The following is a 21357-nucleotide window of genomic DNA, read 5'->3' on the forward strand; positions in this document are numbered from 1 at the left end:
TGCGGCGTTCCGGGGTTTTACAGAGCAAAACCCGTTCAGTCGGCAACAAACCAGATGACAGACTTGCTGAGATCCCGCCTTCACCGTGCCGCAGAGGGTCTGCTGACGTTGTCGCCCGACCGTTTCGAGATTCATTTGAATCGTCACTTTGTGCCAAAAGCTGACATTTTTTAAACGTCATGTACGGTGGCGCTTCGCTGACCGTACCTACGCACAGAATAAAAACGTAGGTATCGGCAAGCAACGCGCCGCCGTACAACAAACACCCTTTCTTATGTCTGCAATTCGCTCAAAGCAGCCATCCCAATCCCCAACAAAGCCGACAACGGCAGCCACGGAGTGAGCGGTTAACAGTGAGCGCGGGAGGCGCGAACGGGCGAACGCAGTGGTGGCGATGTTGGTTTTGCCACTCTGAGCAGGACAGTCGCCTTTAGCAGTTCTGGCAATCATTCATCCCGCAACAACCTGACTTCAAACCCCAACAAAAAAGCGCCTAACGGCGCTTTTTTTTCCAAATCAAAAATCCCAACAGCACAACTCACTTCACCGTGTTGTAGTCTTTGCCAAAAATCTTGCCGAAGAAAGATTCTTTGTTCCAGGTTGGGCGCGCTGGAGCGTTGGCGATTTCGGTGCCGATGGCGTAGTTGATGTCGGCGAATAAGGCGCCGTAATCGTAACGGATGGCGCCGAAGTCTTTGGTGAGGCCGGCTACGTCATCTGTTGGTTTGTGGTAGTGCTTGGCAAAGAATTTGCCCCACACTTCACCGCCTTTTTGTTTCGGGTCGCGTGAGGTGAAACCTGTCATCAGGAATACTGAAGGCACACCTTGTTTCACCAGCGTGTAGTGGTCTGAGCGGGTGAAAATTGCCTGGTCTGGCATTGGGTCGGCGGCCAGTTTCACGTCATACAAACCAGCAGCTTTTGCCACTACCGGGCCAAGGCTTGAGTGGTTGGCACCAAAGGCCACGATGTCGGCAAATGGGTATAACAGCACTGGCATGTCGAGGTTGACGTTGGCGACCAGCTTGTCGCCCGGGCGGGTTGGGTTGTGCGCGAAGTAGTCGGCACCCAGCAGGCCTTTTTCTTCACCGGTTACCGCGACAAATAAAATTGAGCGTTTTGGTTTTACCGGCGAGTTAACAAACAGGCGTGCGGTTTCCAGCATAATGGCAACACCGGCGGCGTTATCCATCAGACCATTGTTGATGCGGTCTTTGCTGCGCATATCCACGCCCACACCGATATGGTCGGAGTGCGCGGTCACTACCACGTATTCGTTTTTCAGCACAGGATCAGAGCCTTCCAGCACAGCTGCGACGTTCGGGCTGCTGATTTGCTGATGTTCAGACTGACGGCTGAAGTTCACTTCACCTGGCAGCACAAAGCCTTTTGGCGCTTGTTTTTTCTCCAGCTGAGCGTAGATGTCTTTTAATGACACTGGTGCTTTGGCAAACAGCGCTTCAGCAGGTTTCATATCCAATGAGGCAGAGATTTTCAGCTGCGGATAATCGCCCTCGGCTACACCGTCGGCATGCAACCAGCGAATGCGTGGCATGTGCAGGAATAACGCCCCTTGCGCGAACGGACGCATCTTCTCATCTTTTGGCGTATTGATGGTGATCATGCCGACTGCGCCTTTCTCAGCTGCGGTGCGGGCTTTTAATGAAGCGATATGGGCGGCTTCTTCACTTGGCAGTGATTCCGGGCGGCCTGGCAGGATCACGACCACTTTGCCTTTAACATCCAAACCAGCGTAATCGTCGATGCCAAATTCTTTCGACACCAGACCATAACCAACAAACACGAGGCCGGCGCTGACGTCGACTTTGCCTTCATGGCTGCTTGGGCCTGTCATAAATTGTTTCGGGAACGCAAAATCTGTCGCTTTGCCGTCAACGGTCAGGCTCAGTTTTGGGCTCGATTGCACCAGCTTGCTCTGTTTCATTGGCACCGGTTGCAGGTAGCCTTCGGTGCCTGCTGGCTGCAAGCCAAGCTGCTTGAAATTGCTGGCGATATAGTGGCTGGCGATCAGATGGCCGTTGCTGCCGGTATCACGGCCAGCGAGGGCGTCGTCAGCTAAAAACAGCATGTGGGCTTCAACACGTTCAGCCACAGCACGTTGGCTGTTTTCTTTGTTGGCTACTTCAGGGGCGGCAGCAGCCGTTGGTGGCTGGCTGGTTTGCTGACATGCGCTAAGCGCCAGTGCTGACCCGAGAGTCAGCCAGTGAATTGTTTTCATTTACGTTCCTGTGAAATGATGACTGACGGTCCGCGTTGCCATCTTGTTATTGAATCAGCTGTTTTTTAACAGATCTTGCCGAGGCTAGCACAAAAGCAAACAACCGCCCAAGCGGGCGGTTGTTGCGAAATGTTGCGGCTGCGACGAACAGCGCAGAATCAAAGCTGGTTGGCGGCAACTGGCGCTGAATTTAATCCGCCAGCGCGCCCGGCATCTCTTCTTCGACCGGCGGTTCCATCCGTTGGGCCAACACTTTGTCGATGCGTTTACCGTCCATATCGACAATTTCCAGCAACCAGTCGTCCAGTTCTACTTTGTCCGCCGTTTGCGGAATTTTACCGAGCAACATCATGATCAGGCCATTTAAGGTCTGGTAGCGTTTGCTGTCTTCTTCCGGCAACTTGCTGATGCCTAAGCAATCTTTGAGGTCGATCACCGGCAGCAGGCCGTCCAGTAAATAAGAGCCGTCTTCGCGCTGAACGATCATCAAATCCTGTTCGGCAGAATCCGCCTGATTAAACTCACCGGTCAGTGCATCCATCAGATCCTGCAACGTCACCAGGCCTTTGAGGTCACCATATTCGTCGACCACAAACACCATCTGGCTACCGGAACTGCGGAAGTGCTCTAACAGCTCCATACCGGTTAAGCTGTCCGGCACAAAATTACAAGGCTGCGCCAGCTGTTGCAGGTCATTCAGTGTGCCGGCAACCGACTGTGCCAGTAATTGTTTGGCGGAAATAATGCCAATCAGCTCGTCGGCGTGGCCTTTGCAAATCGGGAAACGCGAATGCGGCGATTGCATCACGCGCTGCATGTTTTCACTGAGTGTCAGTTCAACATCCAAAAACACGATGTCAGAGCGTGGAACCATCAACGAAGAAATGCTGCGCTCGTCCAGGCGAAACACGTTTTTCACCATCGTATGTTCGGTATGTTCAATCACGCCGCTGCTGGAACCTTCTTGCAGCATCGCTTGAATGTCTTCGTGCGTGACATTGGATTCCTGGCTATGGGCAAAACCAAACAACCGCATCATCGCGTGGGTGGAACCAGTTAATAACCAGACAAACGGCTTGGTCAGCATCGCCAGCAGCAGCATCGGCTTGGCCATGATACAGGCGATGGTCTCGGCGCTGATTTGGCCAATGCGTTTTGGCACCAGTTCGCCGACGACAATCGACACATAAGTGACGACTACAACCACCAGCACTGTGGCGAAAATCGAGCTGAAGCTTTCAGACAGACCGTAGCTTTGTAACCACATCGAGAATGGGCCAGCGAGCACAGCTTCACCGAAGATACCGTTTAAGATACCAATCGAGGTAATGCCAATCTGCACTGTTGATAAAAATTGCGTAGGATCTTCGGCCAGTTTCAGCGCGATGGCTGCAGAAGAACGGCCGTTGTGGGCAAGTGCTGTCAGACGTGATTTGCGTGCTGTGACTATGGCTATTTCGGACATGGCGAATAAGCCGTTTAACAAAATCAGACTAACAAGTATGAGGATTTCCATATAAACCATAAGGTGACTGAGGAAAGCCGAGTATATCAAAAACTTTTGTCAGGTATAGGGGGCTATTCAGCGGGATGTCAGTTTTCGCCGTTAAACAGAGGCATCAATAGGCTGAAAATCAGCGAAAAGACCACAGTTTGTAGGGTGTCAGCACTCGCGGCAGCGGCACATCCCAGGGTTCGGCTGGCACCATGTCGACCTGCTGGCACTGATGGGCGAGGCCAACTAGCAGCGGCTTATTGCAACCCTGTGGTAACGATGCCAGCGTGCGATCATAAAAACCGCCGCCCATGCCAAGACGTCGGCCTTGGTCATCAAAAGCCACCAGCGGCATAAAAATAATGTCGAGCTGCGCGGGCAATATAATGGCGCTGACGTCTGGTTTGGGTTCGGCGATACCGAATTTATTCACCGTCATGACGGTGTTTGCGTCATAACGCTGAAATAGCAGGTAACCGGCGCAAAATGGATGTAACACCGGCAGATACAGGGTTTTACCTAGTTTTTGCAAGTGAACTAAGAAAGGTGCGGTATCCAGTTCGCCGTCATTGCTGAGGTAGAGAGCAATGTGCTGTGCGGTGGTCAGTTCGGTGATGAGATTACTTTGTTCAACTAACGCGGCGGCGTTTTGTTGTTGCTGCAGGGGGGAAAGGGCTTGCCGGGCCTGCCGCACTTGCCGGCGGATCGTGCCACGCAATGCTTGGCGCAGTGCTTGTTTGTCCTTATCCGTATCAATGAAATCAGCATTAACAGCGGGCAAAGTGTTCTCCGAATTGCCGTGACCGGCGTAAGCCCTTGAACCAGAGGTTCAAGGCGGGAAGCTAATCAACGCCGCAGGCTTCCCGGTACGGGCCGGGCTTGCACAATAGCGCTGGAGAAGAAACCCTGATGTAAAGAATTATCGGCTCAGGGACATCAGCCAGTCACAAACAACTCAGAGAACGGCTGAAGTATACCACCGGAATTTGGCGAAATATGCCTTATTCGTCGCTCTTTTTCGCTTCCAGCAACTCATTGCACAAATTTAACGCAATCATCAGCAACACGTCTTCGGCGCCATGCACACCCGGTTGATACTTGGTATTGCTGACCCGGCTTTCTAATTCACTGAGTGCCGCCTGCAGTTTTTCTTCCTGGCCAGCCGGGCAGGAGATTTTCATATGCCGGCCTAATACTGCGATGGTCAGTTGTTTTGGTTTGTTCGGATTGGCTGCTGGTTTTTGCGCTTTTGGATACATAAATTGTCTGCTTTTGTTGTAACTACAGTGGCAATTGCCGCTGTCTGGTTAATAGGTTCGGGGTGGTGCGCCCTTGGCGCTCAGGAAGCCCGGTGTTAGCATAGCGGCATTCAGCTTAAGCTATAGGTGCTCTACCGATGCCTGCACATCCTTTAATGAATTACGACCTTTGGACCACAGCTTTAGATCAAAATGCACTGATGGCTTCAGCAGCTGAGCTGCACGGTCTGGTTGCCGGAATGTTAAGCGCCGGCGTCCCCGCAGATGCGAGTCAGATTCTACCAGTTTTACACGACTTCTTAAACGACGGGCAAGCGGTCAATGCAGCTTTAAAAAGCCAGATCAGCGAACTCATCACAGAAACGGCGCGGCAACTGGCCGACGAAGAACTGGGTTTCAGTCCTTTGCTGCCGGGCGACGATGATGCACTGCCCGAGCGTCTGGAAGCCTTGGTCGAATGGTCACAGGCGTTTTTGGTCGGTTTTGCCATTCAGCAAACTGATTTATCCATAGTGGCAGAAGAAGTGCGCGATGCGGTTGAACAGTTAACCGAAGTGACGCGTATTGATATCTACACGCCGGACGATACCAGCGAAGCCGACAACGAAGAGTCGTATTTCCTGGTGCTGGAGCACGTGCGCATTATGGTGCTGACCTGCTTCAGTGAAGTCGGCCAGAAGTTTGCCGCAGCTGAAGTGTCCAGCCAGACATTGCATTGACAGGCAACAAGCTCAGCCTGTGCTGAAACTGTGATCCAAGAGTGTTTAGAATCGAATCAGAGGCATTGATGACGCCCGAACAAGTTATTGCTGCGATCCCTGTTGCTGTATATGCCAAACGCCGCGCCGCGTTGCTGGCAACTTTAACACCGGGATCAGTGCTGGTGCACTGCGCCGCGCCGGAAGTTATCCGCAGCCGCGACACCGATTATCCGTACCGTCAGGACAGTGACCTATTGTACCTGACTGGTTTTCCTGAACCCGAAGCCTGGCTGATTTTAAGCAAAGACAGCGACGGCAGTTGCCGCGAAATGCTGTTATGCCGGCCCAAAGACGAGCTGGCCGAAGTCTGGCAAGGCCGGCGTTTTGGCCCGGCAGCGGCCGCTTTGCAGTTTGGTTTGCCAGCGTTATGCCATGACGTGCTGGAGCAGGAGCTGCTGCTGGCGCTCAATGGCAAACAGACGCTGGTATTTGCGCAGGGCGCTTATCCTCAGCTTGACGAAAAGTTATTTCAAACGCTGAGTACTTTGCGTACTTATCCCAAACGCGGTTACAGCGCGCCGGTGCATATCCAGGACTTGCGACCGCTGACGGCAGAGCTGCGACTATTTAAAGACGAACATGAAATAACGCTGATGCACCAAGCCGGCCGCATCAGCGCCGGAGCGCATAAACGTGCGATGCAAATTGCCGCGCCCGGTGTATTTGAATACCAGCTCGAAGCCGAAATTCGCCATTATTGCGCCATGCATGGTGCGCGGCAGCAAGCCTACAACACTATTGTTGGTGGCGGTGAAAACGGCTGTATCCTGCATTACACCGATAACAATGATGCGCTCAAAGACGGCGATTTAGTGCTGATTGACGCCGGCGGCGAACTCTTTGGTTATGCCGCCGATATCACCCGTACTTTTCCGGTTAATGGCAAATTTAGTCCAGATCAGGCCGCTTTGTATCAGGTGGTGTTAGACGCACAATATGCCGCCTGCGCGGCGGTAAAACCCGGCAATAGCAGTCGTGATACGTTAGCTGCGGCCATTGCTGAACTGACCCGTGGCTTACGTGATTTAGGTATTTTACGTGGCGAATTGCCAACGTTGATCGCCGAACAAGCCTGTAAAAAGTATTTTATTCATGGCCTTGGTCATTGGCTTGGCCTCGATGTGCATGATGTCGGCGCTTATAAAGTCGCTGATGTTGAGCGGCCGTTTGAACCCGGTATGGTGCTGACGATTGAGCCTGGTCTGTATATTCCGTCTGGTTCGGATTGCGACCCAAGCTGGTGGGGCATGGCGGTACGAATTGAAGATGATTTGTTGGTGATCAAAGACGGCCATCTGAATCTGACCGACACTGTGCCCAAAACCATTGCTGAAATTGAAGCTTTGATGGCGAGCCGTTGATTGTTTTACGACAGTTGTTGTTAGCGGCATTTGTAGCAGCCAAAGCACAGGAGCAGATGTGAGTTCAGCCCAAAGCACGGCAAATAACAGTAGCAACCCATTTGATCTGGTGATCGCCGGCGGCGGCATGACCGGCGCCATGCTGGCGCTGCAAATCACTCGCCAGTTGCCACACCTTCGCATTGCCATCGTCGAACAGCAGAGTGCTGAACAACAAGGCGCTGAGCCGGCAGCCCAGCACACCACCAGTTTCGACAGCCGCAGCATTGCGCTCTCTGCCGGCAGTGTGGCGCTATTAGCCCGCTGGGGCCTGTGGCCTGAGCTAAAACCGCATGCCTGCGCCATCGAGCATATTCAGGTGTCGGACCGTGGCCATTTTGGCAAAAGCCGCTTAACCGCGACCGAGTTTGGCCGCAGCGCTTTAGGTTATGTCATTGAAATTGAATGGATAGGCCGGCTGTTGTATCAACAGTTACAGCAAGTGCCGACGAGTCAGCTGCAATGGTTCAGACCGGACCAAATCAGCGCTATCCGTACCGAGCGCGACTTGCGCCATTTACAGCTAAAAAGTGGTACTGAACTTTCGTGCCGCTTATTAGTGCTGTGCGAAGGCGGTGATTCGCCAAGCCGCGCGCTCGCAGGCATCGATGGCGTGCAACACGATTATCAGCAAAGCGCGCTGATTGCGAATGTAGCAGTAGCTGCGCCGCATCAGGGCAAAGCTTTTGAGCGTTTTACCATTGATGGCCCGCTGGCGTTATTGCCATTAACGCAGCAGCGTTATTCGTTGGTCTGGACTTGCCAGCCAGAGCAGGCCGTTGCACTCAAAGCATTGCCTGATGCGGAGTTTATTGCCGCGTTGCAGCAGGCGTTTGGCTACAGCGCCGGGGTTTTTAGCAGCGTCGGCAACCGCGTGCTGTATCCGCTCAAGTTAAAAACAGCAGCCAAAGCGGCTGATCACCGGCTGGTGCTTTGTGGCAACAGCCTGCACAACTTACATCCCATTGCCGGCCAAGGGTTTAATCTGGCACTGCGGGATTTAGATGCGCTATTGCAGCTGCTGGCTATTCACACCGACGCTGGCGTTGATTTGCCCGACGCTGGCGCGTATGGGCTGACCCGGCAATATCAGCTACTTCGAAGCGCCGATATGGCGCAGGTGGTCGGATTTACCGACAGCCTGGTACGGTTATTCTCCAACGACAGCAAACTACTGGCGCTCGGCCGCAGCCTGGGTCTTACTGTATTGAACCAGTGCAGCGTGCTGAAACAGCCCTTTGCTGCGCTGACCATGGGGCTATCGCCGCTCGCCAGCCAAAAGCAACAAATCGCTTTGCATCAGCAAACAGCCTCTCAAGCGGCCACTCAAACAGCCACTCATGCGGCCTCTTATGAAGCAAAAGGCGCCACCACCGGACATTCATCATGTTAGATACCGATATTCTGATCACCGGCGCCGGCAGTGCAGGCCTGACGCTGGCATTGTTGCTGGCGAAAAATAGCCCGGATTTACAAATCACTGTGCTGGAACAAGGGCCGGCACCGCAAGCCGGTGCGGTCAGCTTAAGCCGCGTCAGTGCACTGAATCTGGCGTCGCAGCGCGTGCTGGACAGCCTCGGTGTTTGGCAATTATTAAACGCCAAGCCGGCTTATCAGCAGATGCAGGTGTGGGAAGCGGACAGCTTTGCCCGCATCGAATTTGCCACCAGCGATTTAGGCGCGCTCGATGTACAAAGCGGCAGCTCTTCACCGGCTTTAGGCTGGATTGTCGATAACGAAGAACTGCGTTGTTGTTTATATCAACGTGCCCAACAGTATCCGAATATCCAATGGAAGTTTGATGCCCGCATCCAGCAAATCAGTGCAAGCGAGCGGCAGAATCTGCTGACGCTGGCTGACGGCAGCGCCTATATCAGCAAGTTACTGGTCGGGGCGGACGGGGCGAATTCGCTGGTGCGCGAGCAGTTAAAAATGCCACTTGCGTTTTGGGATTACGATCATCATGGTTTAGTCGCCGTGGTGCGCACCTCAGCGCCGCATCAGGCGACCGCGCGCCAGGTGTTTTTGCCGACCGGACCTTTGGCCTTGTTACCCTTGGCTGATCCCCACTTAGTTTCGATCGTCTGGAGTGTAGCGCCGGAGCGCGCGGCGGAGCTGATTGCTCTGCCTGCCGAACAATTTAATCAGGCGCTGACGGCTGCCAGTCAGTCGGTGCTGGGCGTGCTCAGCGTCCAGACTGAGCGGCGCAGTTATCCGCTGAAAATGCGTTATGCCAGCCAATGGGTGAAGCATAACGCCGTGCTGGTGGCAGATGCGGCGCACACCATTCATCCGCTGGCCGGGCAGGGCATGAACCTTGGTCTGATGGATGTTTGTGCATTAGCAGAACTAATAGTACAAAATATCTCCACTGGTCGCACCTGTAATGAGCAACGCATGCTGCGGCAGTACGAACGCTGGCGAAAAGCCGAGGCGCAACAGATGATTGCGTTGATGGAAGCCTTTAAACGCGGCTTTATGCTGCAGCATCCGCTGGCCAAGCTGGTACGAGCTGTTGGTATGGCGGCAACTAATCAACTGGCGCCGGTCAAGCGGCAGCTGCTGGCGGCAGCGCTTGGCAATCAGGGCGATTTGCCAGCCGTGGCGCGGCCTGGCGTCATCTCATTGTAACGTTGTTCGGCTAAGGCGGTCATAGAGTCTGTTTTCGGATTATTAAATCTAATCGAAAAGGGGCTATTTGACGCTGAGTCCATCAGTTATAATCCGGGCCATCTTTTGGTGGCCAGTCGGTTATAACGGCATCCGCCCGACCTACTGTGTCACTTTCTGCCCTTACAGGTTTAATACCTAGACAGCCGGCTATGTACCGGCACCAGAGGAAAGTACTGATGGCTCAACAAACTGTGTTATACGCAAAACATCTGGAAGCTGGCGCAAAAGTGGTTGATTTCCACGGCTGGGACATGCCACTGCACTACGGTTCACAGATTGAAGAGCACCACGCTGTGCGCCAAGACGCCGGCATGTTCGACGTGTCACACATGACCATCGTTGACCTCAAAGGCTCTCGTACCCGCGAATTCCTGCGTTTCTTATTGGCCAATGACGTGGCCAAACTCACCGTCTCCGGTAAAGCCTTATACAGCGGCATGCTGAATGAAGCCGGTGGCGTCATCGACGACTTAATCGTCTACTTCCTGACTGAAGATTTCTTCCGCTTAGTGGTGAACTCCGCCACCCGCGAAAAAGACTTAGCCTGGATCAACGCACAAGCCAAAGCTTTTGACGTCAGCGTTACTGAGCGTCCTGAATTCGCGATGATCGCGGTGCAAGGCCCGAACGCCAAAGCCAAAGTCGCTACTATCCTCTCCGCTGAACAACAAGCTGCTGTAGCTGGCATGAAACCATTCTTCGGCGTGCAAGCCGGTGATTTGTTCATCGCCACCACTGGCTACACCGGTGAAGACGGTTATGAGATTTCTGTACCAGAAGCCCAAGCGGCTGATTTCTGGCAACAACTGTTAGATGCAGGCGTAAAACCTGCCGGTTTAGGCGCACGCGACACGCTGCGTTTAGAAGCAGGCATGAACCTGTATGGCCAGGATATGGACGAAACTGTATCGCCACTGGCTGCCAACATGGGCTGGACGATCGCCTGGGAACCAAGCGACCGTAACTTCATCGGCCGTGCTGTACTGGAACAACAAAAAGCAGCGGGTACCGACAAACTGGTTGGTCTGGTGATGGAACAAAAAGGCGTGTTACGTCATGGTCAGCGCGTGGTAGTAGAAGGTGGCGAAGGTGAAATTACTTCAGGGACTTTCTCGCCAACCTTAGGTTATTCTATTGCGATGGCCCGTGTACCGGCTTCGACCGGCGACAGCGCTGAAGTGGACATCCGTGGTAAATTAGTACCGGTTAAAGTCGTCAAGCCGTCTTTTGTCCGCATGGGCAAAAAAGTCGTCTAAACTGGCTTTTGCAGAATTTTTTATACAAACACTCAATAAAAAACGTCGAGTTAGGTCCGAGGAATAAATAAATGAGCAATATCCCTACCGAATTAAAGTATGCATCTTCTCACGAGTGGCTGCGCAGTGAAGGCAACGGTGTGTACACCGTAGGTATTACTGAGCACGCTCAGGACCTGCTGGGTGACATGGTATTTGTTGAGCTGCCAGAAGTGGGTGACTCTGTCGCTCAGGGCGACGACGTTGCAGTGGCTGAATCTGTCAAAGCCGCCTCTGACATCTACGCACCAATCGCCGGTGAAATTCTCGAAGTGAACGAAGCACTGACCGATTCACCAGAGCTGGTCAACAGCGCGCCATACACCGACGGCTGGATGTTCAAAATCAAAGCGTCTGACGAGAGCGAAGTTGCCGGCCTGTTAGACGCCGCTGGTTACAAAAACGCCATCGACGAAGAATAAGCCAAGGCCCAGAGCCAGCGCCGCAAAGCCCCGTTTTACGGGGCTTTGATTTAGCGGCGGGCACAGCCTTGTAGCCAGCGTGCTGGCCAATACTGAATTTCGGCAACCGGTGGCCCAATCGCCGCCGGCAGCGTACAAACAGCTTTTAAGTTCACTATCAGGAATCTCAGGCATGACCACTTCAGTCAAAACCCTGTCGCAACTTGCGAATCATCAAGAATTTATCGCCCGCCACATTGGTCCGGACGCTGAACAGACCCAGGCCATGCTGGCCGAATTAGGTCTGAGCAGTGTTGAAGAGCTGATCGCTCAGACAGTGCCGGCCGGCATCCGTCTGACCACGCCACTGGCGACAGGCGAAGCAGTTAACGAAGTGGAAGCGCTGTCCTACTTAAAAGCAGTCGCCAGCAAAAACAAAATCTTCAAATCATACATCGGTATGGGTTACCACCCGACGCACACGCCAAACGTGATCCTGCGTAACGTGCTGGAAAACCCGGGCTGGTACACTGCGTACACGCCATACCAGCCAGAAATTGCTCAGGGCCGTTTAGAATCACTGCTGAATTTCCAGCAGGTTTCATTAGATTTAACCGGCATGGAACTGGCTTCAGCGTCACTGCTGGACGAAGCAACAGCCGCAGCTGAAGCGATGGCACTGGCTAAACGCGTCACCAAAAACAAATCCAATACCTATTTCATCGCTGACGACGTGCACCCGCAAACGATCGACGTAGTGCGCACCCGTGCCGAGATGTTCGGTTTTGATACTGTGGTAGGCCCTGCTGCTGATGCAGTGAACCACGACGTATTCGGCGCGTTAATCCAATACCCGTCAACGACCGGCGAAGTTCGTAACGACGCGCAGTTAATTGCTGATTTAAAAGCGAAAAAGGCTGTTGTTGCAGTAGCTACTGACCCAATGGCGCTGCTGCTGTTAAAAGCACCGGGCGAATTAGGCGCAGACGTCGTTTTAGGCTCTGCCCAGCGTTTTGGTGTGCCAATGGCTTTTGGTGGCCCACACTCAGCATTCTTCGCTACCCGCGATGATTACAAACGTTCTATGCCAGGCCGTATCATCGGTGTGTCGAAAGACCGCCGTGGTAACCAGGCGCTGCGCATGGCAATGCAAACGCGGGAACAACATATCCGCCGTGAAAAAGCCAACTCGAACATCTGTACTGCCCAGGTATTACTGGCCAACATGGCATCGTTCTACTGCGTGTACCACGGCCCGGTTGGCCTGAAAAACATCGCTGAGCGCATCCACCGCTCTGCGGACGTGTTCGCTGCTGGCTTAACGGCTAAAGGCGTTGCGCTGAAACACAACAGCTGGTTCGACACAGTCACGTTCAGCGTGGCAAACCGTGCTGAAGTCATCGCCCGTGCCGAAGCGGCCGGCGTGAACTTCCGGACTGATTTAGCCGACACTTTAGGCACCAGCTTCAGCGAAGCCACCACTGCTGCTGATATCGCTGAACTGTTTGATATCGTGTTTGGCAGCGGCCACGGCCTCGACGTAGCAGCGCTGGACGCCGCTATTGTTGCCAAAGGTTCAAGCTCTATTCCGGCTGATTTAGTGCGCACTTCTAAGTACTTAACGCACCCGGTATTTAACCAGTATCACAGCGAAACTGAGATGCTGCGTTATATCAAAAAGCTGGAAAACAAAGACTTAGCACTGAACCACTCAATGATTTCATTAGGTTCGTGCACGATGAAGTTAAACGCGACCGCTGAGATGATCCCGGTGACCTGGCCAGAATTTGGTGCACTGCACCCGTTCGTGCCAAAAAATCAGGCGGAAGGTTATTACCAGATGATCGGTGAACTGGCTGACTGGCTGGTCAACATCACTGGTTATGATCAAATGTCGATGCAGCCGAACTCCGGCGCACAGGGCGAATACGCCGGTATGATTGCAATCCGCAAATACCACGAAAGCCGTGGTGAAGGCCACCGCAACATCTGTTTGATCCCAGTGTCTGCACACGGTACCAACCCGGCAACTGCAGCGATGGCGAGCTTCGAAGTGGTGCTGGTGGACTGTGACAAGTCAGGCAACATCGATATGGCCGATTTAAAAGCCAAAGCCGAAGCCGTATCAGACCGCTTAGCCGCGATCATGGTGACGTACCCGTCGACGCACGGTGTGTTTGAAGAATCAATACGTGAGCTGTGTGACATCATCCACGCCCATGGTGGCCAGGTTTACATGGACGGCGCCAACATGAACGCGCAGGTCGGTGTGACATCACCAGGCTTTATCGGTGCTGACGTATCGCACTTAAACCTGCACAAAACCTTCTGTATTCCACACGGCGGTGGCGGCCCAGGCATGGGTCCAATCGGTGTGAAGAAACAGCTGGCGGCATTCCTGCCAAACCACGCTGTGGTGAAAATCGAAGACACCGGCGCCAACAACGGCGCAGTGTCTGCTGCACCATTCGGTAGCGCTGGCATCCTGCCAATCAGCTGGATGTACATCAAAATGATGGGCGGCGATGGCTTACGTCAGGCAACCGAAATGGCGATCCTGAACGCGAACTACATGGCAGCCAAGCTCGACCCGATGTTCCCGGTGCTGTACAAAGGCACCAACGGCCGCGTCGCGCACGAATGTATTATCGATATGCGTCCACTGAAAGAAGCCACTGGCGTGACCGAGATGGATATCGCCAAGCGTTTGATGGACTACGGTTTCCACGCACCAACTATGTCATTCCCGGTAGCTGGTACGCTGATGATTGAACCAACCGAATCAGAATCAAAAGCTGAGCTGGACAAGTTCATCGAAGCCATGACTTCTATCCGCGCTGAAATTGCCAAAGTAGAAGCCGGCGAGTGGACCGCGGACAACAGCCCGCTGCACTTCGCGCCACACACCATGGCCGACATTTTCGACGCCGGCTGGGACCGCGCATACGACCGTCAATACGCAGCGTTCCCAACGCAGTACGTTGCCGACAACAAGTTCTGGCCAACAGTGACGCGCATCGACGACGTCTACGGCGACCGGAATCTGATGTGTGCATGTCCTAGCCCGGAAGATTACCGCGCGTAAAAATTTTCAGATAAGACTCTGAAATAGTTAAAAAACCCGCCATTTGGCGGGTTTTTATTATGGGGTGATATTTAACCGTAAGGGCGAGTCTTGCACCCGCCCACATTTGCAGGTCACGACAAATTTAGAAGGAAACTGGTGTTAAACACTAATGAAAAGAGGCGAACTTAAGCTCGCCTTTTTTATTGTTTAAAGCTGCAGGAGTTCTGGTAAGGGAGATGGAAACATGCGCCGCGTATGAAAATTGTTGATTCGTGCCAGAGGTTGATTGCGGATTTGGTCGCGGATTCATCGCTGCTTTTCACTGAAAGCGGACGTTGCTGAGACCGAATGAACCACGGCTCTCGAAAATTTCGAGACATTCCCGGATTGCCAAAACGTAACAAAAACGTGCATTTTCCATTTCTCGATTCTGCTGGCAATCAATGTTCAGACTATAACGCAGTGGCCAAAATTAGTTGGCCATTACACTGTCTACAACATAACCGAATGCACAGGATCTGCCGTGAATAAATATAGAATCACCTGCATTTATATTCTGGGAATTTATGGCTGGCTTTCTCCATTTTAACGTTCCAGAATAATCATCTTCTTCAAAATAAAGATATAACCGAACGAATACACCTGGTGTTCTACCAGTGTTATTGATATCAGAGACAATTGCATATTTTGAGAATTTGTCGGTTGCGAGCATGTAACATGGGTATGCCGGTGGAATGGTGAGCAGATATCCCATAAAAGCGGAGAAGGCAGGCCAAAAAACAGCAGCAAATACGACAAGACCAATTTTTTTAATTCTTGTTTTTTTATTTTGAAGATTGATACTCCAATCACTGCGGCCTTTAGAATCTTTTCTAATAAACACCCAATACACTGCTGTAAAAAAAATGCTGAATGATGCAAAAGCCCAAAAAAAATAAAATAAATTTTTTTTATAAATGAAAGCAATATTTGATGAGAAATACAGCAGCGTACCCAGAATTATAGGGAGCATTAACCCGATATTAATCCAGAAATTGTTCTTTTTTTTCAAATTCAGCTTTCCTTCGCCACAGCTTATTTTGGCTTTTCTACAGTACCACCGACGCAGTAATATTTCTGCGTCAGGTTCATATTATGACATTCTAGCTTTGTCAAAAAAACGAATGCCTGAAATTAAGGCAAATGAGACTGTCTATACCCGCAATTTAGACAGTCCGAGCAATTGCGCATTGCCAGATCGTTATAATAACATGCATTATTCAGCTTAAGTTTCTGCTATTTCCCAGCGTTCAAACGCTAGCAGTTTGGCCAGAGTTTATCGGCCACCACATTTTGTATAACTCACCTGTTCGGTCGGTGTTATAAGGCTTAGTTGATGAAGGTAGTTTTAATTCCAGGCATGGACGGAACAGGATTTCTATTCGCTCCTTTTATCGAGGTGGCGCCTGCAGGAATTGAGGTAATTTCACTGCCTCTTCTTCAAAGAGCTGATGCTGATTACGATGATCAGGCAAAACACATTATTGCTAGCATTGGTGAAGAACCAATTGTGCTGGTTGCTGAATCCTATTCAGGGATGGTCGCCTATAGCATGTTAAAAATGGGTTTGCCGAACATTAGACACATTGTATTCGCTGCAAGTTTTTTAGGACGTCCATCGGCATTAGCACTGTGGGCGAGACATATTCCAGCAGCACTGCTAAAAAGTAATATTGTACCGAAATTTATATTAAGCAAATTGTTATTCGGACACTTCACAAAAGAAAAACTAGTTTCTCTGTTCGACAAAGCTCTGCATGCTGTCAGTAGTGAGACTTTAAGTTTTAGGCTCAATCAAATAGCAATGCTGCCAAATCCAAATATTCCAATTGACATACCATGTACATACATCAGGCCGACCGGTGATAATTTGGTGTCTAAGCGGGCGATCAAAGTTTTTCAAAGGCTGTGTCGTAATTTGGAAATAAAAGAAGTTGATGGAACGCATTTCGTATTGCAAACAAACCCGGAGATGTGTTGGCTCGTAATTCAAGATGTAATTGAATCGCTAAAGACAACATCGCATCTTTGAAGCGGGAATCATCACCCCTTGTACTCTCTCGCGGCATGAGACTCACGAAAAAACGAATGTCAGCAAATAAGGCAAATCAGACAATTATCTTTTGAGATTTTACCGCTCTGAACCGCCCAAACTCACTGAAAGCGGACTTTTCTGGAAATATACAAATAATTGCTTTCGAAAATTTCGAGATATTCTCGCATTGCCAGAACGTTAAAAAATCATGCATTATTCATTTCATGTTTCTGCTGATTACCAGTGTCCAGACTATAACGATGTGGCCAAGATGAGTTGGCCGCTACAATCCTGGGCTAAGAGGCCAGAAAATGCTTAAGAAGGCGCTGCTGTCGGACAAATTTTCCGCTTCACTCCAAATTTGCCGCAGAGCGCGGCGTTAAGCCTCAAGGGATGTCATGCAGCAAGAACCAGAAATGCGAGATTTGTCTGAATTTCTAAATGAGTTCAACAGAGAAAGTGACAGAGGTGCAGCCCTTAATGCCGCAGCTGTTTTAGATGATTGGCTGGAAAATATTCTTGAGTCTTTCCTTGCTGATAATAAGTCAGGAAAAGAGCTGATCAGCGGGTTTAATGCTCCCCTTGGTACATTTTCAGCGAAAGCATCTGCCGCTCATGCGCTCGGACTTTTGCAAGATAATGAATTTCAGGAAATTACTTTAATTCGAAAAATAAGAAACGAATTTGGTCATAGCTGGAAAGGCGTAAGCTTTGAGTCAGAAAAAGTAGCAGGTCTGGTCAATCAGCTTCCTTGGTGTGGCCCAGTTGAGCTTGAGAAAGGTTCAACTCCGAGGGCGCGCTTTAATTTTTCCCTTGCAATTTTATTGACAGATTTGATGTGGCGCGCCCGATTGGTTGCTAAAGAAAAGAGAGCTACTAAAACGTGGCCAAACAAATCAAGAGATTAAGGCTTAAAAAGGCCAGGCTCGACGACGGCTTTTCCGTTGCGGCTTCGCCTCCACTACAAAGCCGCGCGTGCTGGCAACGTAATACATTTCACAGAGGCACATATGAAGATCCAATTTAAATGGTCAAATGCAGACTATCTTGAAGAAGGTAAACAAGCTGAGTTTGAAAAGACAGTTAGTGCCGATATAAGTCTAGAATCGGATGATAGAGCAAAGCCATGCCACAACGGTGACTTGCTTGTTGAGCTTAGTGTTGCCGGTCCATTGTTGAATCAAGTTGTCGGCAACGTTAAATGTAATTGCGGAACCAGCTATTTAATTATTGACGGTACGGTAAATCAAAATATTAGTTACAACAGAGTTTGACGCCGCATGTATAACAAGCGCCATCAAAAACGTGCCCTTTGGGCGCTTGACTCGCAACAAGTTGCTCGCGTTTGTGGCGGGCATTAGGCGTTTAAATGGATCCTCGTAATTTAATTGTTCAGCTTGAGAGGCCTCTGCGTGAATACAGAGGGGTAACTCCAGTACGTGAGATAATTTTGGCTGGCTTACGGTGGCCTACAGATTATTGGCCAAGTTTGGCGGTTGCCTGGATTGAACAAGGAGCGGAAGTTGACAATGACATTATCAAACTCCTTAACGAAGTAGCTTCAAAAGATGGTTTCCCACAAAAACTTCGGCATCAGGCTTTCGCCATTGCTCACAGAAAAGGTAACGGTGGTAGCCATGCCCAAAATACGCCCTGTTAGGCCTTGAAGGAATACCGGTGTTCAAACGAACGGAATATCACGCAGCTCATCAACACTCTTCTAATCACCGGAAGCAGATTGTCGACAGTGATTTGTGTGGTTGCTTTTACTGTCTTGAAGTCTACCCACCTTCCCAGTGTAGTGGCACACTGAATTTGGCCACCTAATAACAGGTAACACTCTGGATTCATGAAAAATCGAATGTCCGCAAATAAGGCAAAGCAGAGATTCGTTTTTTTCGAGAGCGTCTGATCTGAACAGCTGAAATTCGCACTTAGTCAACTTTCAGACTGTCCGCCGACTCATCTACGTTTCCGCTAGCCACGCCAGCAAACCACAGTAACCACCCGATATCTTCATCCTAAAACTCTGCCCATATCAAACCGGTTTTGGCCAGGCGCTAACCGTGTTTCCATATTTTCTCTAATACTCACCGGCATTGCCTGCGCTTGACGCAACTGCCGTCAGCCAAGCTCAACAGCAACTGTCATGTTTCGGCGACTTTTTGGTCACATTGCCTCTGTTAGCCTCCCGGTGTTGGCAAATTCATTTGGTTGATTTTGGGAGGTTCGCGAGATGCGTAAGGACTTAAAGCAAGTACCGTGGTTAACTTTGATAGGGATAATGTTATGAGCAGGACATTCAGACAAATAGGCTGGTTGACGCTGTGTGCGTTGCTGATGGGCTGTCCGCTGGTCACGTTCGGCGCAGAGGCGCCCGGCGCGCTGACTATTGTCGTCAAAGATCAGCAAACAGACCGGCCACTATCCAGTGTGCAAATCACTATCAAAAAAAGGGAAGCCTCAACCGGCCAAACTGTAGCTACTGACGAACAGGGCCGTATCGTCGTTGCGGCGCTCGAGCCTGGCCTTTATGCCGTGAACGCGGGTAAAAACGGCTTTGCGTCTTCGTTTGAGCCCAGTGTGCGGGTGGTGACACGCAAAAATATCCAGATTGAATTTAAGCTGCTGAAAGAAGAGGAGATTGAGATAGTAGAAGTGCGGGCTCGACAGGCAGATGTCTCGGCATCAGCATCAAGCAGTTATCTCGACCGGGAAGCCTTGTTAAGCGCGGTTGGTGGTGGTGCAGATCCGCTGTTATCGCTGGACGGCTTACCCGGCCTCGCTGCCACCGGTGAATTCGCTAACTTCAGCGTGCGTGGCCGCGGCCCCAGAGATAATCTGTTGTTCGTCGATGACTTTCCCTTTGATAAAGCGGTGCACTTTGATGCCACGCTGGGTGAGGACGAAGATGTCGGTGGCGGCGGGCGTTTTTCGATTTTCGCGCCGAATGTGATCAGTGGTGCAGAGTTCTCTCCCGGCGGCTGGGGGCCAGCCTATGGCGGCCGGTCGGCATCACTGCTGAAGCTGGAAGTCGCCGATGGCAATCCAAGCCCTTCCGCCAGTTTCCGCTACGATCTGGCAGGTTATGAAGTCGGTTATGACGGTCCAACCGGGATCAGCGATGACTCGACGATGCTGGTTTCTGCGCGGCGACTGGACTTCGGCGCATTGTTTGAGACTATCGAAGAGCTCGATATCGGTGAGCCGGTGTTAAGAGATGTCATTGTGAAGTCGGTCGTGCCGATCCATCCGGACCATACCGTTGAAATTCTGCTGATGGATACCTATGAAGACTATGTTCGCGGTGTCACGCATGTTTTTGCCTCGCCGAATTTCGAAGATGCTGCGCTGTTGGATTTTAAGCAAGATAGTGATTTGTATGGTCTGACATTGCGATCTTTGCTCGGCGCAGACGCGGTTTTGACCAATAAACTGTATTACCGCAACAGCGATAAAATCAGCTCAGAAGGGGAAGCCTTTCCTGATCTGGTGCCGCCGGGATCACCTGCTTCGAGTTTTCCGGTGCGGGAGGACATTATCACCATCGGTGAAGCTGAAACTGAAACGGGCTGGCGCAGTGATTTTAAGACAGCAAATCAATGGGGTATGTTGAGTGCAGGCATCCATCTGACGCAAATTGAACTGGACTACAATACGCGGCTAGCTGGTGACTGGAACCGGTTTGTCTACGACAAAGATGATTTCAGGCCAAACCCGCAGCAACGTTTTATCGTGCTGACGCCGAACAACATCAATTCGGCAGTCCGGCAGAAAGAAACAAACTATGCTGGCTACGTCGACCAGGTGTTTGAACATGGAGATTGGGATTTTGGTACTGGCCTGCGGTTCGAGCGCGACGGTTTTGCTGACGAAAGCTTTGCGTCGCCCAGGTTTAGCGTCAACTGGCAGCCCGGCAAAACAGTACGATATTTTGCCACCGCGGGCCGCTTCCATCAGTCACCACGGTTTTTAGAGCTGGCCGCGAACGCGTCAAATAAGCTGAAAACCGAAAAAATGACCCATAGTAGTGTCGGTTTTAAATATTTCCTCAGCGACAATTGGTCGGTGCTCACTGAAGCCTATTATCAAAACCTTGATGACCTGATCGTCGACCTTGACCGGGCAAAAGGGACCTTTGCCAACAGCGGGGACGGCACATCAAACGGCGTTGATATCGTGCTGACCGGGACGATCCGCGAAGGTCTTTACACCAGCGCCACTTATTCTTATAACGATATTGTCATCGACCAGAAAGACGGTCGTGGTGAGGTTGCGGCCGACTTCAGTCGCAAGCACGTTGCAACTTTGGGGCTGACCTGGGAAATCAACGACCGCTGGAAGGTTGCCGGGCGCTATAAATATCTGTCCGGCAAGCCAGACCAAACTTATATTATCCACGCCGATGTGCTGGGACCAGGACAGCCGCTACGCTTCTCGAAGGAAATTACCGCGCGTAATGTCGGCCGCCAAAGCGGTTACGGCTTGTTGAATCTACGGGTGGATTATCGGCGCGCGTTGGGCCCGATCGATGTGACCGCCTTTTTGGATGTGATCAACGTCACGGCAGCGTCGTCAGGCGATGGCAGCGAGTTTGACTACCGCCGAGGCGTGGCCGTGATAGACGATAGCGAAGCCGAGCCGCTGATCGGCCTTCGCATGGATTACGCCTGGTAAAAGAGCGTCGCAACAG

17 protein-coding genes and 1 other RNA gene are annotated in these 21357 nt (G+C 51.3%); 12 read left to right on the forward strand and 6 right to left on the reverse strand.

From position 1 onward, the window contains the following. Nucleotides 1-538: 538 nt before the first annotated feature. From ACFFJP_RS06225 to ACFFJP_RS06245, 5 genes are all read right to left on the reverse strand, one after another. Entirely contained in the window at nt 539-2239 is a 1701-nt protein-coding gene (locus ACFFJP_RS06225; protein ID WP_377241526.1) for a M28 family metallopeptidase, read from the reverse strand. A 190-nt stretch (nt 2240-2429) separates the two neighbouring features. Continuing rightward, nucleotides 2430-3755 carry a hemolysin family protein gene (locus tag ACFFJP_RS06230; RefSeq protein ID WP_377241528.1) on the reverse strand — a complete coding sequence of 442 codons (1326 nt, stop codon included), beginning with the start codon at nt 3753-3755 and terminating at the stop codon, nt 2430-2432. A gap of 118 nt (nt 3756-3873) precedes the next feature. Continuing rightward, nucleotides 3874-4515, reverse strand: coding sequence for a 5-formyltetrahydrofolate cyclo-ligase (locus tag ACFFJP_RS06235; RefSeq protein WP_377241530.1), 642 nt, complete (start codon nt 4513-4515; stop codon nt 3874-3876). A gap of 1 nt (nt 4516) precedes the next feature. Further along, a non-coding RNA gene (gene ssrS / locus ACFFJP_RS06240) (6S RNA) lies at nt 4517-4699 on the reverse strand. Between the two features lie 36 nt (nt 4700-4735). After that, the gene (locus ACFFJP_RS06245; protein WP_208930743.1) at nt 4736-4993 is read right to left on the reverse strand and encodes a cell division protein ZapA; all 258 of its coding nucleotides are present in this window, start codon (nt 4991-4993) and stop codon (nt 4736-4738) included. Between the two features lie 137 nt (nt 4994-5130). Here ACFFJP_RS06245 and ACFFJP_RS06250 point away from each other — a divergent pair, with 137 nt between their 5' ends. The 7 genes from ACFFJP_RS06250 (at nt 5131) to gcvP (ending at nt 14608) form a co-directional block, all read left to right on the forward strand. After that, nucleotides 5131-5712: a UPF0149 family protein gene (locus ACFFJP_RS06250; RefSeq protein WP_377241532.1), complete on the forward strand. Its 582-nt coding sequence runs from the start codon at nt 5131-5133 to the stop codon at nt 5710-5712. Nucleotides 5713-5780: 68 nt separating this feature from the next. Continuing rightward, nucleotides 5781-7115: a Xaa-Pro aminopeptidase gene (pepP, locus tag ACFFJP_RS06255; protein ID WP_377241534.1), complete on the forward strand. Its 1335-nt coding sequence runs from the start codon at nt 5781-5783 to the stop codon at nt 7113-7115. Between the two features lie 58 nt (nt 7116-7173). Next, complete coding sequence (ubiH, locus tag ACFFJP_RS06260; protein ID WP_377241536.1) at nt 7174-8547, forward strand: 2-octaprenyl-6-methoxyphenyl hydroxylase; 1374 nt, start codon at nt 7174-7176, stop codon at nt 8545-8547. Next, nucleotides 8541-9785, forward strand: a complete 1245-nt coding sequence (locus ACFFJP_RS06265) for an FAD-dependent monooxygenase (RefSeq protein WP_377241538.1) — start codon at nt 8541-8543, stop codon at nt 9783-9785. The genes ubiH and ACFFJP_RS06265 overlap by 7 nt, the downstream gene beginning before the upstream one ends. A 218-nt stretch (nt 9786-10003) precedes the next feature. Next, complete coding sequence (gcvT, locus tag ACFFJP_RS06270; RefSeq protein WP_377241540.1) at nt 10004-11083, forward strand: glycine cleavage system aminomethyltransferase GcvT; 1080 nt, start codon at nt 10004-10006, stop codon at nt 11081-11083. Between the two features lie 71 nt (nt 11084-11154). Continuing rightward, nucleotides 11155-11544 carry a glycine cleavage system protein GcvH gene (gene gcvH / locus ACFFJP_RS06275; protein WP_208930747.1) on the forward strand — a complete coding sequence of 130 codons (390 nt, stop codon included), beginning with the start codon at nt 11155-11157 and terminating at the stop codon, nt 11542-11544. Between the two features lie 172 nt (nt 11545-11716). After that, nucleotides 11717-14608: an aminomethyl-transferring glycine dehydrogenase gene (gene gcvP / locus ACFFJP_RS06280; protein ID WP_377241542.1), complete on the forward strand. Its 2892-nt coding sequence runs from the start codon at nt 11717-11719 to the stop codon at nt 14606-14608. 454 nt (nt 14609-15062) lie between these two features. Here the strand turns inward: gcvP and ACFFJP_RS06285 are convergent, their stop codons facing one another. Beyond that, complete coding sequence (locus tag ACFFJP_RS06285) at nt 15063-15641, reverse strand: hypothetical protein (protein ID WP_377241544.1); 579 nt, start codon at nt 15639-15641, stop codon at nt 15063-15065. Between the two features lie 324 nt (nt 15642-15965). Between ACFFJP_RS06285 and ACFFJP_RS06290 the strand changes: the two genes are divergently transcribed. From ACFFJP_RS06290 to ACFFJP_RS06310, 5 genes are all read left to right on the forward strand, one after another. Then, complete coding sequence (locus tag ACFFJP_RS06290; protein WP_377241546.1) at nt 15966-16661, forward strand: alpha/beta fold hydrolase; 696 nt, start codon at nt 15966-15968, stop codon at nt 16659-16661. 401 nt (nt 16662-17062) lie between these two features. Beyond that, nucleotides 17063-17572 (forward strand): hypothetical protein, encoded by a 510-nt coding sequence (locus ACFFJP_RS06295; protein ID WP_377241548.1) that lies wholly within the window; start codon nt 17063-17065, stop codon nt 17570-17572. A gap of 102 nt (nt 17573-17674) precedes the next feature. Then, a complete protein-coding gene (locus tag ACFFJP_RS06300) occupies nt 17675-17938 on the forward strand; it encodes a hypothetical protein (RefSeq protein WP_377241550.1) in 264 nt (87 codons plus the stop codon). A 95-nt stretch (nt 17939-18033) separates the two neighbouring features. Continuing rightward, the gene (locus tag ACFFJP_RS06305) at nt 18034-18324 is read left to right on the forward strand and encodes a hypothetical protein (RefSeq protein WP_377241552.1); all 291 of its coding nucleotides are present in this window, start codon (nt 18034-18036) and stop codon (nt 18322-18324) included. Nucleotides 18325-18953: 629 nt separating this feature from the next. Further along, entirely contained in the window at nt 18954-21341 is a 2388-nt protein-coding gene (locus ACFFJP_RS06310) for a TonB-dependent receptor (protein ID WP_377241554.1), read from the forward strand. The last annotated feature ends 16 nt before the right edge of the window (nt 21342-21357 follow it).

This window comes from Rheinheimera tilapiae (assembly GCF_042432165.1).
Lineage (GTDB): Bacteria > Pseudomonadota > Gammaproteobacteria > Enterobacterales > Alteromonadaceae > Pararheinheimera > Pararheinheimera tilapiae.

Coding starts and splice junctions, on each gene's coding strand:
- gcvT (WP_377241540.1), top strand. CDS start 10,004: ATGGCTCAACAAACTGTGTTATACGCAAAACATCTGGAAGCTGGCGCA.
- ACFFJP_RS06295 (WP_377241548.1), top strand. CDS start 17,063: ATGCAGCAAGAACCAGAAATGCGAGATTTGTCTGAATTTCTAAATGAG.
- ACFFJP_RS06245 (WP_208930743.1), bottom strand. CDS start 4,993: ATGTATCCAAAAGCGCAAAAACCAGCAGCCAATCCGAACAAACCAAAA.
- ACFFJP_RS06265 (WP_377241538.1), top strand. CDS start 8,541: ATGTTAGATACCGATATTCTGATCACCGGCGCCGGCAGTGCAGGCCTG.
- ACFFJP_RS06230 (WP_377241528.1), bottom strand. CDS start 3,755: ATGGAAATCCTCATACTTGTTAGTCTGATTTTGTTAAACGGCTTATTC.
- ACFFJP_RS06225 (WP_377241526.1), bottom strand. CDS start 2,239: ATGAAAACAATTCACTGGCTGACTCTCGGGTCAGCACTGGCGCTTAGC.
- ACFFJP_RS06310 (WP_377241554.1), top strand. CDS start 18,954: ATGAGCAGGACATTCAGACAAATAGGCTGGTTGACGCTGTGTGCGTTG.
- pepP (WP_377241534.1), top strand. CDS start 5,781: ATGACGCCCGAACAAGTTATTGCTGCGATCCCTGTTGCTGTATATGCC.
- ACFFJP_RS06250 (WP_377241532.1), top strand. CDS start 5,131: ATGCCTGCACATCCTTTAATGAATTACGACCTTTGGACCACAGCTTTA.
- ACFFJP_RS06290 (WP_377241546.1), top strand. CDS start 15,966: ATGAAGGTAGTTTTAATTCCAGGCATGGACGGAACAGGATTTCTATTC.
- gcvP (WP_377241542.1), top strand. CDS start 11,717: ATGACCACTTCAGTCAAAACCCTGTCGCAACTTGCGAATCATCAAGAA.
- gcvH (WP_208930747.1), top strand. CDS start 11,155: ATGAGCAATATCCCTACCGAATTAAAGTATGCATCTTCTCACGAGTGG.
- ACFFJP_RS06300 (WP_377241550.1), top strand. CDS start 17,675: ATGAAGATCCAATTTAAATGGTCAAATGCAGACTATCTTGAAGAAGGT.
- ACFFJP_RS06305 (WP_377241552.1), top strand. CDS start 18,034: ATGGATCCTCGTAATTTAATTGTTCAGCTTGAGAGGCCTCTGCGTGAA.